The following is a 16655-nucleotide window of genomic DNA, read 5'->3' as shown; positions in this document are numbered from 1 at the left end:
ATGACGGACGCCTTTCTCCACGCGTCGCCCGACGAACGCATCGCGCTGATCGAGGCGCGCCTCACCGCAGCGCTCGCCCCGCTGTCGCTCACCGTGCGCGACGACAGCGCGCAGCACGCGGGCCACGCCGGCGCGGCCGCCGGCGGCCACTTCACGGTCACGATCGTGTCGGCCGCGTTCGCGGGCAAGCCGCGCGTCGCGCGGCACCGGCTGGTGTATGATGCGCTCGCTGATGCGATGCAGCGCGGCATTCACGCGCTCGCGATCGTGGCTTACACGCCCGAAGAATTCAACGAATCTTCAATCTAGTCTCATTAGGAATTCCCGATGATCCTGAAATCCCCCCGCCTGTGGGTCGCGGCGGCTGCTTTCGCAGCGGCACCGGCATTTGCCCAGAACATCGCCGTCGTCAACGGCACGCCGATTCCGAAGTCGCGCGCGGACGCGATGGTCGCCCAGCTCGTGCAGCAAGGCCAGACCGACAGCCCGCAGCTGCAGCAGGCCGTGCGCCAGGAACTCGTGAACCGCGAAATCCTGATGCAGGAAGCAATCCGTGAAGGCATCCCGAACCGTCCGGACGTGAAGGCGCAGGTCGCCGTCGCGCAGCAGACCGTCGTGCTGCGTTCGATGATCGAGAGTTTCCTGAAGAAGAACCAGCCGACCGACGCCGAAGTGAAGGCGCGCTACGACGACCTCGTCAAGGGCGCCGGCGGCAACCGCGAATACCACCTGCACCACATCCTCGTCAGCGACGAGCAGCAGGCGAAGGACCTGATCGCGAAGATCAAGGCCGGCGCGAAGTTCGAGGATCTCGCGAAGCAGTTCTCGAAGGATCCGGGCTCGGGCAAGAACGGCGGCGATCTCGACTGGTCCGACCCGAAGGCGTACGTGCCGGAATTCGCGGCGGCCGCGCAGAAGCTGCAGAAAGGCCAGATGACCGACACGCCGGTGAAGACGCAGTTCGGCTGGCACATCATCCGCGTCGACGACATCCGCGACATCGCGCCGCCGCCGCTCGATCAGGTGAAGGCACAGATCGCGCAGCAGCTCGTGCAGCAGAAGCTGCAGGCGTTCGAGGAAGGTCTGCGCCAGCAGGCAAAGATCCAGTAACGCAGGCGCTCGCCGCTCGCGCATCGAAAAGCCGCTCCCCGGAGCGGCTTTTTTGTTGCCCGCAGGCCGGCCGCCAGCGCATCGCGATGTGCGGCGTTCCCACCAAAGAAAAGGCCGCTCTTCGGAGCGGCCTTTTCCGTATGCCTGATCGGCTCGCGCCGCAGACTTACGCGGGATGGAACACGTCGTGATAGCGAACGTCGCCTGACGGCCGCGGTGCCGAGTCGTCGAGCGTCAGCGCAAGGAAATACTCGGGCGGTACGCCCGGGAACACGATGCCGCCGGACGGCGCAAAGCCAAAGCGCGTGTAGTACGCGGGCTCCCCGAGCAGGACGCAGCCGCGCGCACCGAGGCGGCGCAACGCGTCGAGCCCCGCGCGTACCAGCCCCGTGCCGATGCTCTGCCGCTGGCAGTCGGGCAGCACCGCGAGCGGCGCGAGCCCGTACCAGCCCTGGCTGCCGGGCGCCTCGCCGCCGATCGACACCGGCGAAAACGCGACGTGCCCGATCAGGCGGCCGTCGCGTTCCGCGACGAGCGAGACGCTCAACGCACCGTCCGCACGCAACGTGTCGACGATCCGTCGTTCGAACTGCCCGTCTTCCGGCTCGCCTGCGAACGCGGCGACGATCACACGGCCGATCGCGTAGGCCTCGCTCGCGCGCTCGTCGCGCAGCGTGACGACCTCGACCGGCGCGTTCGGGTCGAACATCATCCCGATCAGCCGATCCAGCGGCGCGCGTTGCGGAACACGCGCATCCACGGGCTCGCTTCACCCCAGCTTTCCGGGTGCCAGCTCATCGCGACCGTACGATGCACGCGCTCCATGTGCGGCATCAGCACCGAGAAGCGGCCGTCGGCCGTCGTGACCGACGTGATGCCGGCCGGCGAGCCGTTCGGGTTGAACGGATAACGCTCGGTTGCTTCGCCGCGGTGGTCGACGAAGCGCATCGCGACCGCGACGCGATCGATGTCGCCCTGTTGCGAGAAGTCCGCATAACCTTCGCCGTGCGCGACCGCGACCGGAATCCGCGAGCCTTCCATCCCCGCGAAGAAGATCGACGGCGATTTCTCGACTTCGACGAACGAGAAACGCGCCTCGAACTGCTCGGACTTGTTGCGCGTGAACTTCGGCCAGGCTTCCGCACCCGGGATCATCGACGAGATGCTCGACAGCATCTGGCAGCCGTTGCAGATGCCGAGCGCGAACGTGTCGGGACGCGCGAAGAACGCCGAGAACATGTCGGCGAGATTCGCGTTGAAGCGGATCGTCTTCGCCCAGCCTTCGCCCGCGCCCAGCACGTCGCCGTATGAGAAGCCGCCGCATGCGACCGCACCCGCGAAATCGGCAAGATTCGCGCGGCCGGCCAGCAGATCGCTCATGTGCACGTCGTGCGCATCGAAGCCCGCGCGGTCGAACGCGTAGGCCGTTTCGAGATGCGAGTTCACGCCCTGCTCGCGCAGGATCGCGACGCGCGGCCGTGCGCCCGTCGCGATGAACGGCGCCGCGATGTCGTCGGCCGGATCGAAGCTCAGCACCGGCGAGATGCCCGGGTCGGCCACGTCCAGCAGCGCGTCGTATTCGGCATCCGCGCACGCGGGGTTGTCGCGCAGGCGCGCGATGCGCCAGCTCACTTCGCTCCACGCACGATGGAGTTCGGCGCGCGGTGCGTCGAAAATCTTCTTCGCGTCGCGGTACACCTCGATCACGTCGCGATCGTTGACCGAGCCGATCACGTGCGAGCACGCCGACAGGCCGAACTCGCGCAGCGCGCCCAGCACCGCGTCGCGGTCGGTCGCGCGCACCTGCACGACGGCGCCCAGTTCCTCGGAGAACAGCGCGCGCAGCGTGCGATCCTCGCGGCGGCCGCTCGTCTGCTTCGCCCAGTCCTTCGCGTCGCCGTAGTCGGATTCGTGATTCGGGTCGAGCGTCAGCATGTCGACGTTCAGCGACACGCCCGCGTGACCCGCGAACGCCATTTCGCACACCGTCGCCCACAGGCCGCCGTCCGAGCGGTCGTGGTACGCGAGCAGCTTGTCTTGCGCATTGAGCGACTGGATCGCGTTGAAGAAACGCTTCAGGTCTTCCGCATCGTCGACGTCCGGCGTCGTGTCGCCGACCTGCTGCGTGACCTGCGCGAAGATGCTGCCGCCCATCCGGTTCTTGCCGCGGCCGAGATCGATCGCGATCAGCACGCTGTCGCCCGCATCGGCGATGCGGCGCAGTTGCGGCGTCAGGTGACGGCGCACGTCCTCGACCGGCGCGAACGCGGAGATGATCAGCGACACCGGCGACACCACTTCCTTCGCGACGCCCTGCTCGTCCCACTTCGTCTTCATCGACAGCGAGTCCTTGCCGACCGGGATGCCGATCCCGAGTGCCGGGCACAGCTCCATGCCGATCGCCTTGACCGTGTCGAACAGCGCGGCGTCCTCGCCGGCCGTGCCGCACGCGGCCATCCAGTTCGCCGACAGCTTCAGCTTGTCGAGCGACGCGATCGGCGCGCTCGCGATGTTCGTGATCGCCTCGCCGACCGCCATGCGGCCCGATGCCGGCGCGTCGATCACCGCGAGCGGCGTGCGCTCGGCCATCGTCATCGCCTCGCCCTTGAACCCCGCGTAGTCGAGTGCGGTGACCGCGCAGTCGGCCACCGGCACCTGCCACGGGCCGACCATCTGGTCGCGCACCGACGTGCCGCCGACCGAGCGGTCGCCGATCGTGATCAGGAACGACTTGCTGCCGACCGTCGGGTGCTTCAGCACGTCGATCGCGACTTCCGACAGCGCGATGCCCGTCACGTCGACCGGCGCACGCTCGGTCGTCACGCGCGTGACGTCGCGATGCATGCGCGGCGGCTTGCCGAGCAGCACTTCCATCGGCATGTCGACCGGGTATTCGTCGGCGCCCGTCGCTTCGTCGTCGACGAGCTTCAGCTGGCGTTCGTCGGTCGCGACACCGACCACCGCGAACGGGCAGCGCTCACGCGCGCAGATCGCCTCGAAACGGGGCAGGTCGGCCGGCGCGATCGCCAGCACGTAGCGCTCCTGCGCTTCGTTCGACCAGATTTCGCGCGGCGACAGGCCCGATTCCTCGAGCGCGACCTTGCGCAGTTCGAAGCGCGCGCCCTTGCCCGCGCCGTCGACGATCTCGGGGAACGCGTTCGACAGGCCGCCCGCGCCGACGTCGTGGATGCTCAGGATCGGGTTTTCCGCGCCGAGCTGCCAGCAGCCGTTGATCACTTCCTGTGCGCGACGTTCGATTTCCGGGTTGCCGCGCTGCACCGAGTCGAAGTCGAGCTCGGCCGTGTTCGCGCCGGTCGCCATCGAGCTCGCGGCGCCGCCGCCCATCCCGATCCGCATGCCGGGGCCGCCGATCTGGATCAGCAGCGAGCCGGCCGGCACGTCGTGCTTGTGCGTATGCTGATCCGCGATGTTGCCGAGGCCGCCCGCGATCATGATCGGCTTGTGATAACCATGCACCTTCCCGCCGACGTTCTGCTCGTACACGCGGAAGTAGCCGCCGAGGTTCGGGCGGCCGAATTCGTTGTTGAACGCGGCGCCGCCGAGCGGGCCGTCGATCATGATCTGCAGCGGCGACGCGATGCGGTCCGGACGGCCGTACGGGCCGTGCGCGTCGTTCGGATTGCGCTCGCCGACCGGCTGCGCGGCGTCGCGCGCGTTTTCCCACGGCTGGCGGGCGTCCGGCAGGTCGAGGTTCGACACGGTGAAGCCCGTCAGGCCGGCCTTCGGACGCGCGCCGCGGCCCGTCGCGCCTTCGTCGCGGATCTCGCCGCCCGCGCCGGTCGCCGCGCCCGGGAACGGCGAAATCGCCGTCGGGTGGTTGTGCGTCTCGACCTTCATCAGCGTGTGCGTGAGCTCGGTGTGGCGGCCGTAGCGCTCGCCCGGCTCGCCGGCCGCGCCTGCGTTGCGCGGGAACCAGCGTTCGGCTTCGGCGCCGACCATGATCGACGAGTTGTCCGAATAGGCGACGATCGTGCCCTGCGGGCTCAGCTTCTCGGTGTTGCGGATCATCGCGAACAGCGACATGTCCTGCGCTTCGCCGTCGATCGTCCACTGCGCGTTGAAGATCTTGTGGCGGCAGTGTTCGCTGTTCGCCTGCGCGAACATCATCAGTTCCACGTCGGTCGGGTTGCGTTCGAGCTTGCGGAACGCGTCGACCAGGTAGTCGATCTCGTCGTCGGCGAGCGCGAGGCCCAGCTCGACGTTCGCGCGCTCGAGCGCGCCGCGGCCGATACCCAGCACGTCGACGGTCGAGAGCGGCTTGGCCGGCAGTTCGTCGAACAGGTGCTGCGCGTCGTCGCGCGCCGCGACCACGCTTTCGGTCATCCGGTCATGCAGCGCGGCCGCGACGGCCGCGCGCGCGTCGTCCGACAGCGCCTTCTTGCCGCCGAGCAGGCCCGACTTCAGCGTGACCGTGAATTCGACGCCGCGCTCGATGCGGCGCACGTGCGTGAGGCCGCAGTGCTGGGCGATGTCGGTCGCCTTGCTCGCCCACGGCGAAACCGTGCCGAAACGCGGCAGCACGACGAAGGTCTCGGTCGTGCCCTTCTCGGCCGCCGGCTCGAACGGCGCGCCGTAGTGCATCAGCGCGTCGATGCGCGCGCTGTCGTCGGCCGACAGCGGCTCGGCCGCATTGACGAAGTGCAGGAACTGCCCGCGCACCGCGACGATGTTGGCGTCGATTTGCCTGAGCGTGTCGAGCAGACGGGTTTGACGGAAATCGGAGAGGGCCGAAGCGCCGGGAAAACACGAGAAGTGAGCCATGGGCTGGACTGACGTCGATGAGTCGCGCGAGGTGGCGACGTGGGGCGAAAGGAAGGCCGTAATTATACCCGGAAGTCGGTCGCCCAAGACCGGCCGATCGGCAACCCGCATGCACCGCATCGGTGCCGCGATGTCCACCGCGCACGGCCTGCCCGCCGGGCCGCCCCGCGCGGGCGCGGCAGCCGGCGGCCGCGGCACGGCGGCACGGCCCGTGCCACCCCGGCGCCGGTTCCCGCGATTTTGGCGCTATCATTCCGGGTTCACCGGGCCCGGGCCCTCAGCGAATTCTCACCGGGCAGCGCCTGCGCGCCGCCCGTCATCGAAGCAATCCATGGATGTCATCGTCATCGGCGGCGGAATCAGCGGCGTCGCCACCGCCTACCAGTTGCGCGCGGCCGGCCATCGCGTATGCGTGGTCGAACGCCACGCGACCGTCGCGCAGGGTGCGACCTACGGCGACGGCGGCGCGCTGCTGCCGAGCCCGCTCGACGTCTGGTTCGGCCCGACCTTCATGCGCCAGCGCCAGCCGCGCGACAGCGGCATCGTCTACAAGCCCGGCTTCAACGGCGGCGTACGGCGCTTCGTCAAGCAGCTCGGCAGGCTGCGCGAGCCCGACGCGTTCGCTGCGCAGTACACGCGGCTCCGGCCGCTGATCGACGCGTCGCGCGACGCGCTCGCCGACATCGAGACGCGCCTCGAGCTCGAGTTCGAGCAGAAGCCCGGCATCCTGCACGTCGTGCGCGATCCGCGCGACTGGGAAGCGATGCAGCCCGCGCTCGACCTGCTGCGCACGCTCGACCAGCCGTACCGCGTGCTCTCCGCAGACGAATGCGCGGCACTCGAGCCGTCGGTGCCGGCCGAGCCCGGTTTCGCCGGCGGCGTGCTGCTCGAGACCGAGCGCACCGGGAATTGCCCGCTGTTCGCGAAACTGGTCAAGCAGACGCTCGACGAGCACGGCGTGCAGTTCCGCTTCGGCGCGGAAGTCGCCGCGATCCGCGTCGACAACGGCCGCGCCGCGGTCGAGCTCGTCCCGCCCGGCGACCGCCACGCGTCGAACGCCCGCGACGTCGACGTGATTTCCGCCGATGCGATCGTGGTCGCCGCCGGCGCCGGCAGCCTGCCGCTGCTCGACCGCCTCGGCTGGCGCCTGCCGCTGCACCCGGTGCGGGTCCATGCGCTGACCGCGCCGGTCGCCTACGAAGAACATGCGCCGCACCTGAACGTCATCGATTCGATCAAGCGCATCTCGATCACGCGCACCCACCAGCGGCTGCGCGTCGGCGGCGGCGCCGTGCTGCAGAGCCTGCCCGACACCGCGAAGCCGCTCGCCGAGCCGCTGTCCGAGGCCGCGCTCGCGTTGCTCGGCCAGGCCGTCCACGACTGGGTGCCCGGTGCCGCGAGGATCTCGGCCGCGCTGTCCTGGCAAGGCACGCAACTGCTGTCGCCGGACGGCCTGCCGGTCGTCGGTCCGACCCCGCATCCGCGTGTATTCGTCAATTTCGGGCACGGCCCGGCCGGCTGGGGGCTCGCATGCGGGTCTGCTAAAGTGGTGACCGACTACCTGGGCGGCGACGTGCAGCACTGGCGCGCCGACACGCTCGCCGCGCTAAGCGCCGGGCGCTTCACGACCTGACCGCCGCGGGGCCCGTCCCCGGCGGCCGCCTTGCCAGCCGCCGCGACCCGGCGATGACCCCGCGATGACCGTTACCCTTCCGCTTCCCGATTCCGCTCCGATCGCGCTGCTGCGCGTCGCCGACCTGCGCGCGGCCGAAGCCGACGCAGCCGCGGCGCTGCCGCCGCATACGCTGATGGGTCGCGCCGGCGCCGCCGCCGCGCGCTGGCTGTCCGAACGCGCGTCCGGCGACGACCGCCCCGTGTGGTTCGCGGTCGGCCCGGGCAACAACGGCGGCGACGCGCTCGTTGCCGCCGCGCACCTCCAGCAGCTCGGCGTCGCGACCCAGGCGTGGATGCCGGTGCCGGTGAAGCCCGACGACGCGCAATGGGCGCTCGGCCTCGCGCGCGCCGCCGGCGTGCCGCTGTCGGCCACGCCGCCTGCTTCGCTGGACGGCTATGCGTGGGTGGTCGACGGACTGTTCGGCATCGGTCTCGGCCGCGCGCTCGACGGCGCGTTCGCCGAGCAGGCCGCGCGCATCGCCGCGCATGCGCGCAGCGGCGGCCGCGTGCTTGCGCTGGATGTGCCGAGCGGACTCGACAGCCACACGGGCCAGATCGTCGGCGCGGGCGTCGCCGTCGCCGCCACCCACACGCTCACTTTCATCGGCGCGAAGCCGGGCCTCTACACCGGCGAAGGCCGGGATCTCGCCGGCGCGATCGACGTCGAATCGCTCGACGTCGCGCCACCCGCCGCGCCGGCCATCGTACTGAACGCGCCCGCGCGGTTCGCCGCCGCCCTGCCCGCGCGCGCATTCGCGTCCCACAAGGGCACGTACGGCAGCCTCGCGGTACTCGGCGGCGACACCGGCATGTGCGGCGCGCCGATCCTGGCCGCGCGCGCCGCGCTGTTCGCCGGTGCCGGCAAGGTGCATGTCGGCTTCCTCGGCACCGGCGCGCCGCCGTACGATCCGCCGTTCCCCGAACTGATGCTGCACGCGGTCGACACCCTCGACCCCGGCGCGATGACCGCCATCGCCGCGGGCTGCGGGCTGGGCACGCGCGAGGCCGCGGCGACGCTCGTGCGCGACGTGCTTGCCCACGACGCCGCGACGCTGCTCGATGCCGACGCACTGAACCTCGTCGCGACGCACGCGGATCTCGCGACCGCCGTCGCCACGCGCGGCGCGCGCGGTTATCCGTGCGTGCTGACGCCGCATCCGCTCGAGGCCGCGCGGCTGCTCGGTTGCGACACGGCGGCGATTCAGCGTGACCGCCTCGCGGCCGCGCAGGCGCTCGCGTCACGTTATGCGGCCATCGTCGTGCTGAAAGGCTCGGGCACGGTGATTGCGGCGCCCGACGGCCGCATGACGATCAACCCGACCGGCAACGCGGCGCTCGCCACGGGCGGCACCGGCGACGTACTCGGCGGCCTGATCGGCGCGCTGCTCGCGCAACGCGTCGCGCCGTACGAAGCGGCGCTGGCAGGCGTCTACCTGCACGGCCTCGCGGCCGACACGCTGACCGCGAACGGAACCGGCCCGGCCGGACTCACGGCAGGCGAACTCGCGCCGATGGTCCGCACGCTGGTCAATCGCCTTTTTTATGCGTCGCCGCGCGCCGGCACATAACGCCGCTATACTGACTGCCCCGCCGCACGGCGGGCCCTCTCGTCCGCCGGCCTTCCGATCCCGATGAGCCGGCGCGGCATTCCTCCCGATTCACGCTTCACTCGAACCGCCATGACGCTGAATTCGCTCCCCGCCTGGACTGCCCTTCAATCCCACTTCGAACAGATCCGTCACGCCCGTCTGCGCGACTGGTTCGCGCCGGAACACGACCGCGCGCCGACCCGCGCCGAACGCTTCACGATTCCGGGCGGCGGTCTCGCGGCCGATTTCTCGAAGAACCGCATCAACGACGAAACGCTGCGCCTGCTCGTCCAGCTCGCGCGCGACGCGGGTGTCGAGGCGCGCCGCGACGCGATGTTCGCGGGCGAAATCGTGAACCCGACCGAAGGCCGTGCCGCCCTGCACACCGCGCTGCGCGCGACCGATCCGCAAGCGCCGTTCCACGCGCAGGTGAGCGCCGAGCGCGCGAAGATGGCGACGTTCGCTCGCGCCGTGCGCAGCGGCACCTGGACGGGCTACACCGGCAAACGCATCCGCCACGTGATCAACATCGGCATCGGCGGCTCCGATCTCGGGCCGAAGATGGTCGTGCACGCGCTGCACCACGTCGCGACGCCCGAAATTTCCACGCACTTCGTGTCGAACGTCGACGGCGCCGATCTCGCACGCGTACTCGAACAGGTCGATCCCGAGGAAACGCTCGCGATCATCGTGTCGAAGACCTTCACGACGCTCGAGACGATGACGAACGCACGCTCGCTGCGCGACTGGTTCGTCGCGCGCGGCTGCCCCGAGGACGCGCTTGCAAAGCACTTCGTCGGCGTGTCGGCGAACCCGGCCGAAGTCGTGAAGTTCGGCATCGCCGCGGACAACGTGTTCGAAATGTGGGACTGGGTCGGCGGCCGCTATTCGCTGTGGTCGGCGGTCGGGCTGTCGATCATGATCGCGATCGGCCCCGAGCAGTTCGACGAGCTGCTGGCCGGCGCGAACGACATGGACCGTCATTTCCGCGAGGCGCCGCTCGAGCGCAACCTGCCCGTGCTGCTCGGCCTGATCGGCATCTGGTACCGGAATTTCTTCGGTTCGCAGAGCTATCTCGTCGCGCCGTATTCGGAAGCGCTGCACTACCTGCCGTCGTACCTGCAGCAGCTCGAAATGGAAAGCAACGGCAAATCCGCGCGCCTGGACGGCACCTTCGTCGACTACCCGACGTCGGCCGTCACGTGGGGCGAGCCGGGCACCAACGGCCAGCATGCGTTCTTCCAGATGCTGCACCAGGGGCCGACGATCGTGCCGATCGACTTCATCGCGGTGCTGACGCCCGAGCATCCGCTCGCGAGCCACCACCCGAAGCTGCTCGCGAACTGCTTCGCGCAGAGCGAGGCACTGATGCTCGGCCGCACGCTGGAGGAAGCACGCAAGGTCGCGGGGCCGGGCAAGGAGGCGCTCGCGCCGCACCTGACGTTCCCGGGCAACCGCCCGACGACGACGCTGCTCGTCGATGCGCTGACGCCGCGCACGCTCGGCGCGCTGATCGCGCTGTACGAACACAAGGTGCTCGTGCAGGCAACGGTGTGGGACATCAATCCGTTCGACCAGTGGGGCGTCGAGCTCGGCAAGATTCTCGGCAAGGTGGTGGAAGCCGACCTGTCGGCCGAGTCGGTCGATCCGGCGAAGCACGACTCGTCGACCACCGCGCTGATCGAGCGCGCCCGCGCGGCGTTGAAGCGCTGAGGCGTTTGAGGCACTGACGCAGCGGCGTCATGCCCATGCCGGCCGCTCGGCGCACGCCGCGCGGCCGGCAAAAGCATTCAGCCGTTGCGCTGCGCCGCGCGCGGCTCGACGATGCGCCCGGCGTCGAGCGTTACCGTCGTCGCGCAGCGACGTGCCAGTTCGGCATCGTGCGTGACGAGCACGAGCGTTGCACCGTTCGTGCGGTTCAGTTCGAACATCAGGTCGATGACCGCATGGCCCGTGGCCGCATCGAGGCTGCCGGTCGGCTCGTCGGCGAAGAGGATCGCCGGGCGCGTGACGAATGCGCGCGCAAGTGCGACGCGCTGCTGCTCGCCGCCGGACAACAGCTTCGGATAATGCGCGGTGCGTTCGCCGAGACCGACCTGCACGAGCAGCGCCCGGGCGCGATCGGCGGCATCGCGCGCACCGATGCCGCCCTGCAGTTCGAGCGGCAGCATCACGTTCTCGAGCGCCGTCAGGTGCGGCATCAACTGGAACGACTGGAATACGAACCCGACTGCGCCGTTGCGCAGCGCCGCGCGCGCGTCCTCGTCGAGCTGGTCGAGCGCGCGACCGAGCAGGCGAACCGTGCCGCTCGTCGCGCTGTCCAACCCCGCAAGCAGGCCGAGCAGCGTCGATTTACCTGACCCCGACGCACCGACGATCGCGAGACTGCTGCCCGGCCGCACGGCGAGCGTGATGCCGTCGAGGATCGTCAGCTCGCCGGTTGCGTCGGCGACCCGCTTGCACACGTCATGGACTTCGATGATCGGATCGGTAATCTTGAACATGGACACGACATTTCGCTGGAAAAGACGCGCGGCGATCGCCGCGCTGCTGGGTACGCTGCTGGCCGCCGCCGTGCCCGCACGCGCCGCGACGACACCGGCCGCGACATCGGGCCAGCCCGTGATCGTCGTGCTCGGCGACAGCCTGTCGGCCGAATACGGGCTGCCGCGCGACACCGGCTGGGTGGCGTTGCTGCGGCAACGGCTCACGACCGAGCGAATCGATTATAGCGTCGCGAACGCCAGCGTCAGCGGCGACACCACCAGCGGCGGCCGCGCGCGGCTGCCTGCGGTGCTGCAGCGGCTCAAGCCGTCGATCGTCGTCGTCGAGCTCGGCTCGAACGATGCGCTGCGCGGCGTGCCGCTCGCGACGACCGAACAGAACCTGCGCGACATCATCGCCGGTGCGCGGCAAGCGCGGGCTAGGGTCGTGCTGGTCGGCATGTACGTGCCGCCCAACTACGGCCCGGACTACACGCAGAAGTTCCACGCCGTCTATACGCGGCTGTCGAAGGATCTCGGCGTGCCGCTCGTGCCGTTCCTGCTGGCCGGCATCGAGAACAAGCCCGAGATGTTCCAGGCCGACCAGATGCATCCAGCGCAGCAGGCCCAGGGCATTCTGCTCGACAACGTCTGGCCGGCGCTGAAACCGCTGCTCGGCAAGCCGCGCGGCTGACGCCGCCTCGCCCCGCCGGAAAGCAAAAAGCCCCGCGTGAAGCGGGGCTTTTTGTTGCGGGCGAAACGATGCTCAGTTGTCGCCGTCCGGCGACTGGCTGGCCGTCGAGCCGTACAGCTTCACCTTCGAGCGATCGCGCAGCGCGGCGAGATACGCTTCGCCTTCGCTCTGCGCGTCGACCTGCGCCATCTGCTGCTGCGCGGCCGCCAGTTGCTGCGGATCGACCGCCGAACCCGGGATCACCGCGTTCACGCGATAGATCGCATAGCCGTCCGCGCCGAGATCGACACCGACGTAGGCCGGCAGCGTCTTCGCATCGACCTTGTAGACGGCGCTCAGCGCAGCCGGCGTCAGGCCCTGCGACTGCGTACGCGATACCTTCTGCGCGGCCGCGAACCCGTCGGTCGACTTCGACTTCTGCAGTTCGGCCAGCTTCGCCGCGCCGTCCTTCTTCGCGAGTTCGGCAGCCTGCTCGGCGACCACCTTCTGGCGCACGACGTCCTTGATCGCGTCGAGCGCGGGCACGGCAGCCGGCTTGTAGTCGGTCACACGCGCCGAGATCAGCGTGTTGTTGCCGACGTCGATCGCCTGCGTGTTGTTCTGGTTCTTCACCGAGTCGTTTGCGAACACGGCGGCCAGGAACTTCGGATTGTTCAGCGGGCTCGTCGGCGGCAACTGCGGATTCGGCGTCGGCGTGACGGTAGCCGTCTGGATCGTCAGCTTGTACTTGTCCGCAGCCGGCTGCAGCGTCTTCGCTTTTTCGTAGACGGTGGACGTGAAGCCTTCCGCGTTGTCCGTGAACGCCTTCGATGCGTACTGCTGCTTCAGGTCGACTGCGATCTGGTCCTTCACTTCCGCGAACGGCTTGACAGCCGCCGGCTTCACTTCCGTTGCCTTCAGGATGTGGAAGCCCAGATCCGACTGCACGACACCGCTCACATCGCCTTGCTTGAGCGCGAACGCGGCATCGTCGAACGCCTTGCCGCCCGCCGTCGAACCGCGCGTGATGAAACCGAGGTCGCCGCCCTTCGCGGCCGACGGCGCATCCTGCGAGTCCTTCTGCGCGATCTGCGCGAACTGGTCCGGGTGCGCCTTCACGTCGGCAAGCAGTTGCTCGGCCTTCGTCTTCGCTGCAGTCTTGTCGGCCGCGCTTGCGCTGCCCGGTGCGGCGATGAAGATGTGGCTCACGCGCACCTGCGCTTCGGTGCGGAAGTGCGTCGGGTTGTCGTCGTAGAACTTCTTGATGTCCGCGTCGGTCGGCTGCGCGCTCGCGGCCGCTGCCGCCGGCGAATAGACGAGGTACTGGATCGTCGCGGTCTCCGGCGTCGCGAAGCTCTGCTTGTGCGCGTCGTAGTACGCGGTGAGCTGCGCGTCGGTCGGCTGGACCTTTGCGGCGAAGTCGCTCGTCTTCAGCACGAGCGCCTGCACTTCGCGCTGCTGCGCGGCGAGTTCGGACAGACGTTGCGCGAGGCTCTTCGGCGTGAACGCGCTCGACACGATGCTGGCCGGAATCTGCTGCAGCGCGAGGCTGTAGCGCACGCGCTCCTGATACTGCTCGGGCGTCATCCCCTGGAACGACAGCAGCTGCGCATAGCGCTCGACGTCGATCGACCCGTCGGGCTTCTTCAGCGACGCGATCATCGGATCGCTCATCAATGCGTCGCGCACGGCGTTGTCCGATGCGGTCAGGTGCAGACGTTGGGTCTCGTCGGCCAGCACGCGTTGCTGGATCAGGCCGTCGAGCACCTGCTTGCGGTGCTCGGGCGTATCGAACATCTTGATGTCGAACTGCCCGCCGAGTGCCTGGCGCGCCTGGTCGATCTGCTGGCGGAACGCGCCGTCGAATTCGACCCGCGTGATCTTGTGCCCGTTGACTGCCGCGACGTTCGCGCTATCGTCGAAGAAGCCGCGGAAGCCTTGGATCCCGACGAAACCCAGCCCCGGCAACACGATCAGGAGCAGGAGCGCCATCATCAGGCGCTGGTGATTACGGAAGAAATCGAGCATGCGTGACGGGAAAATTGGACAAAACGCCCGATATTACAACATACGGGGTGGAACGGGAGAAAAGCGGCGGCGCCCGCGGCGATCACCACAGGAAGTACAGGCAAAAATACCCGTCTTTCAGAACCGACCACGCACCGTCACCCGCCTCTCCTCGCGAAGTTCGGAAAGCAGCTCGCCCAATGATCGCCCCCACCGCGGCCGCCCAGGCTCGCGACAGCACACGATCACTCGTTCGCGGAGCGGCTTGCCTAATGTGGGGCTGGCGTCATTCGCGCCGACGACCGCACGGCACCGCCGGGGCCGCGAATCGAGCCAACGGAAGGCGCCCGACACGGGAGCACACGGCACAAGCCCGGGATGTACGTCCCGGCATGGGCCGCGAGAAACGTGACGACCGGAAAGGCGACAAGAATCAACCGCACGATGCCGATCGGTCGACACCGCCCTAACGAGTCGTCGGACTTTGCATATCGAAAATAGATCGTTCGTGCCGCATCGCAAGCCGGATACGCTTTTCGCGCCGTGCAATCCGTGCCACGCTCGTCGACGAAACGATGAACGGGTGCGGCCCATTCGACCATTCAACCCTACCGCACCACTCGATGAGTTTTCTTCACCACGCGCGCCTCGTCGCATTCGCTGCCTCTGTCAGCCTTCTGGCGGGCTGCAATGGGGAAAGTGTCGATAGCTCGGGCGTTTCGCCCGTCGCGACGAAAAATGCCGCAAACAGTGCCACGCTATTCACGATTCCGCTGTACCAGTTCTACGCAACCCGACAGAGCTACATCGCTCAGGGCCTTGCGCCGAATACGTTTGCGCACAGTCGCCAGCTGTCCGACGCTTCGTCCACCTCGGTGACGAAGCCCAATCACGACACGCTGTATTCCGTCGCCATGCTTCAACTGGACGCCGGTCCTGTTCAGATCGACACACCCGCCAGCGGCACCCGCTACTTTTCCCTCGCGCTGATGGACGCCTATACGAACAACTTCGCGATTCGCGGCACGAGCGCCGACAACGGTGTCGCGAAGGTCTTTTGGGTCGTGGGGCCGAACTGGCAGGGAACCGCCCCGGCAGGCGTCACCGTGCTCCGCTCGTCGACCAACGCGGTGTGGGCGTTGGCGCGGACTTACGTGAGCGATGCGAACGATTACCCCACCGCGTGGGCCGTTCAGAATCAACTGGTCGTGTCGCGCCCCGCTGGAACCGGTGTCGCTGCGTGGGACAGCGTGGACACGCAAAAGCCGCCCGGTTATGCCAACTGGCCATCTTATTTTCAGTACGTGAACCGGCTCTTGAAAAAGAGTCCGCCGACGCCGCAGGATACGGCCGAGGCGACGAACGCTCTCGACGTGACAGGTATAGGCCCGGCGCAGACCTTCAACGCGTCGTCCGCCGACATCGCATCGATCGACGCAGGCGCGGCAGAGGCGCTGGCGAGTCTGACGGGCGGCGGAACGCAGCAAGCCGCCGCCCAGACGAGTACCGGCTCGAATGGCTGGACAGGCGGCCCGGCCAACGTCGGCAACTATGGAACCCAATACACGCTACGGGCGCGCGTTGCGCTGAACGGCCTCGGTGCGCTGCCCGGCAGCGAAGCGATCTACTACACCAGTACGGGAGCGGCGAACACGTCGGGGGCGAATTACGACGGCAACGGCGTCTATCAGATGACGTTCCCGGCGGGACAGCTTCCTCCGGCGCGCGCCTTCTGGTCATTGACGCTGTACGCCGGCACGAACCAGGCGCAGGCTTTCTTTTATCCGAATCCCGATCGAATCTATGCGCTGTCCTATCCGGCGTCGAACTTTCAGTTCGCGAGCGACGGCTCGCTCGTGCTCACCATCAGCCATGTGCGACCCGCGGGCGTACCCGCCAGCAACTGGCTGCCGGCTCCTGCCGGCGCGTTCAATCTGACGCTGCGCACCTACTTGCCGGACGCCCCGCTCCTGAACGGAACCTACAAGTTGCCGCCGGTAATACGCGTTCAGTAATACCGTCCCGCGCGAGCCGGAAAAACCGGCGCCTCTGCGGCGAGAAAGCATGAAAAACCCGCGACCGCGTTCAAGCGGTCGCGGGTTTTCCGTTCTGACGGCGGCGCGCCCCGGAGGCCGCGCAGACGATTTCCCCCGCCGTTTTTGCGTTCGGTTTGCGCCCGGGATCTGGCGCAAACCGAACGCAAAAACAACAATGCCCGCACGAGGCGGGCATTGTTGTTTGTTTGGCGGAGCGGACGGGACTCGAACCCGCGACCCCCGGCGTGACAGGCCGGTATTCTAACCGACTGAACTACCGCTCCTTGGTCTGGCTGAATCA

At 68.4% G+C, this 16655-nt stretch carries 11 protein-coding genes and 1 tRNA gene; 7 read left to right on the top strand and 5 right to left on the bottom strand.

The window, feature by feature from the left end:
• Both ABIC51_RS05175 and ABIC51_RS05170 read left to right on the top strand, forming a co-directional pair.
• Nucleotides 1-309 (top strand): BolA family protein, encoded by a 309-nt coding sequence (locus ABIC51_RS05175; RefSeq protein WP_027787167.1) that lies wholly within the window; start codon nucleotides 1-3, stop codon nucleotides 307-309.
• Nucleotides 310-327: 18 nt separating this feature from the next.
• Nucleotides 328-1110, top strand: coding sequence for a peptidylprolyl isomerase (locus tag ABIC51_RS05170; RefSeq protein ID WP_027787166.1), 783 nt, complete (start codon nucleotides 328-330; stop codon nucleotides 1108-1110).
• Between the two features lie 166 nt (nucleotides 1111-1276).
• On the opposite strand, the gene ABIC51_RS05165 is transcribed toward ABIC51_RS05170, so the two are convergent.
• Both ABIC51_RS05165 and purL read right to left on the bottom strand, forming a co-directional pair.
• Entirely contained in the window at nucleotides 1277-1822 is a 546-nt protein-coding gene (locus ABIC51_RS05165) for a GNAT family N-acetyltransferase (RefSeq protein WP_175899160.1), read from the bottom strand.
• Between the two features lie 5 nt (nucleotides 1823-1827).
• On the bottom strand, nucleotides 1828-5892 hold the full coding sequence (purL, locus tag ABIC51_RS05160; RefSeq protein ID WP_027787164.1) for a phosphoribosylformylglycinamidine synthase: 4065 nt from the start codon (nucleotides 5890-5892) through the stop codon (nucleotides 1828-1830).
• A 331-nt stretch (nucleotides 5893-6223) separates the two neighbouring features.
• Here purL and ABIC51_RS05155 point away from each other — a divergent pair, with 331 nt between their 5' ends.
• The 3 genes from ABIC51_RS05155 (at nucleotide 6224) to pgi (ending at nucleotide 10868) form a co-directional block, all read left to right on the top strand.
• A complete protein-coding gene (locus ABIC51_RS05155; RefSeq protein WP_027787163.1) occupies nucleotides 6224-7525 on the top strand; it encodes an FAD-dependent oxidoreductase in 1302 nt (433 codons plus the stop codon).
• A gap of 64 nt (nucleotides 7526-7589) precedes the next feature.
• A complete protein-coding gene (locus tag ABIC51_RS05150) occupies nucleotides 7590-9134 on the top strand; it encodes an NAD(P)H-hydrate dehydratase (RefSeq protein ID WP_175899075.1) in 1545 nt (514 codons plus the stop codon).
• Nucleotides 9135-9245: 111 nt separating this feature from the next.
• Nucleotides 9246-10868: a glucose-6-phosphate isomerase gene (pgi, locus tag ABIC51_RS05145; RefSeq protein WP_060194394.1), complete on the top strand. Its 1623-nt coding sequence runs from the start codon at nucleotides 9246-9248 to the stop codon at nucleotides 10866-10868.
• A 77-nt stretch (nucleotides 10869-10945) separates the two neighbouring features.
• Here pgi and ABIC51_RS05140 read toward each other — a convergent pair whose 3' ends face one another.
• Nucleotides 10946-11659, bottom strand: coding sequence for an ABC transporter ATP-binding protein (locus ABIC51_RS05140; protein ID WP_060084289.1), 714 nt, complete (start codon nucleotides 11657-11659; stop codon nucleotides 10946-10948).
• On the opposite strand from ABIC51_RS05140, the gene ABIC51_RS05135 reads away from it, so the two are divergent.
• Nucleotides 11658-12332, top strand: a complete 675-nt coding sequence (locus ABIC51_RS05135; RefSeq protein ID WP_027787160.1) for an arylesterase — start codon at nucleotides 11658-11660, stop codon at nucleotides 12330-12332. The two genes, ABIC51_RS05140 and ABIC51_RS05135, sit on opposite strands and share 2 nt — an antisense overlap.
• Before the next feature lie 72 nt (nucleotides 12333-12404).
• On the opposite strand, the gene ABIC51_RS05130 is transcribed toward ABIC51_RS05135, so the two are convergent.
• Nucleotides 12405-14339: a SurA N-terminal domain-containing protein gene (locus ABIC51_RS05130; RefSeq protein WP_027787159.1), complete on the bottom strand. Its 1935-nt coding sequence runs from the start codon at nucleotides 14337-14339 to the stop codon at nucleotides 12405-12407.
• 602 nt (nucleotides 14340-14941) lie between these two features.
• Here ABIC51_RS05130 and ABIC51_RS05125 point away from each other — a divergent pair.
• Nucleotides 14942-16333 (top strand): DUF1254 domain-containing protein, encoded by a 1392-nt coding sequence (locus ABIC51_RS05125; RefSeq protein WP_175899071.1) that lies wholly within the window; start codon nucleotides 14942-14944, stop codon nucleotides 16331-16333.
• Between the two features lie 228 nt (nucleotides 16334-16561).
• On the opposite strand, the gene ABIC51_RS05120 is transcribed toward ABIC51_RS05125, so the two are convergent.
• Nucleotides 16562-16638: transfer RNA gene (locus ABIC51_RS05120), tRNA-Asp, on the bottom strand.
• Nucleotides 16639-16655 lie beyond the last annotated feature (17 nt).

The sequence above is a fragment of the Burkholderia sp. 572 genome (assembly GCF_040545135.1).
Classification (GTDB): Bacteria; Pseudomonadota; Gammaproteobacteria; order Burkholderiales; family Burkholderiaceae; genus Burkholderia; species Burkholderia cepacia.
Note: the sequence above shows the minus strand (reverse complement) of the source record. Positions and strands in the feature narration are given on the sequence as shown.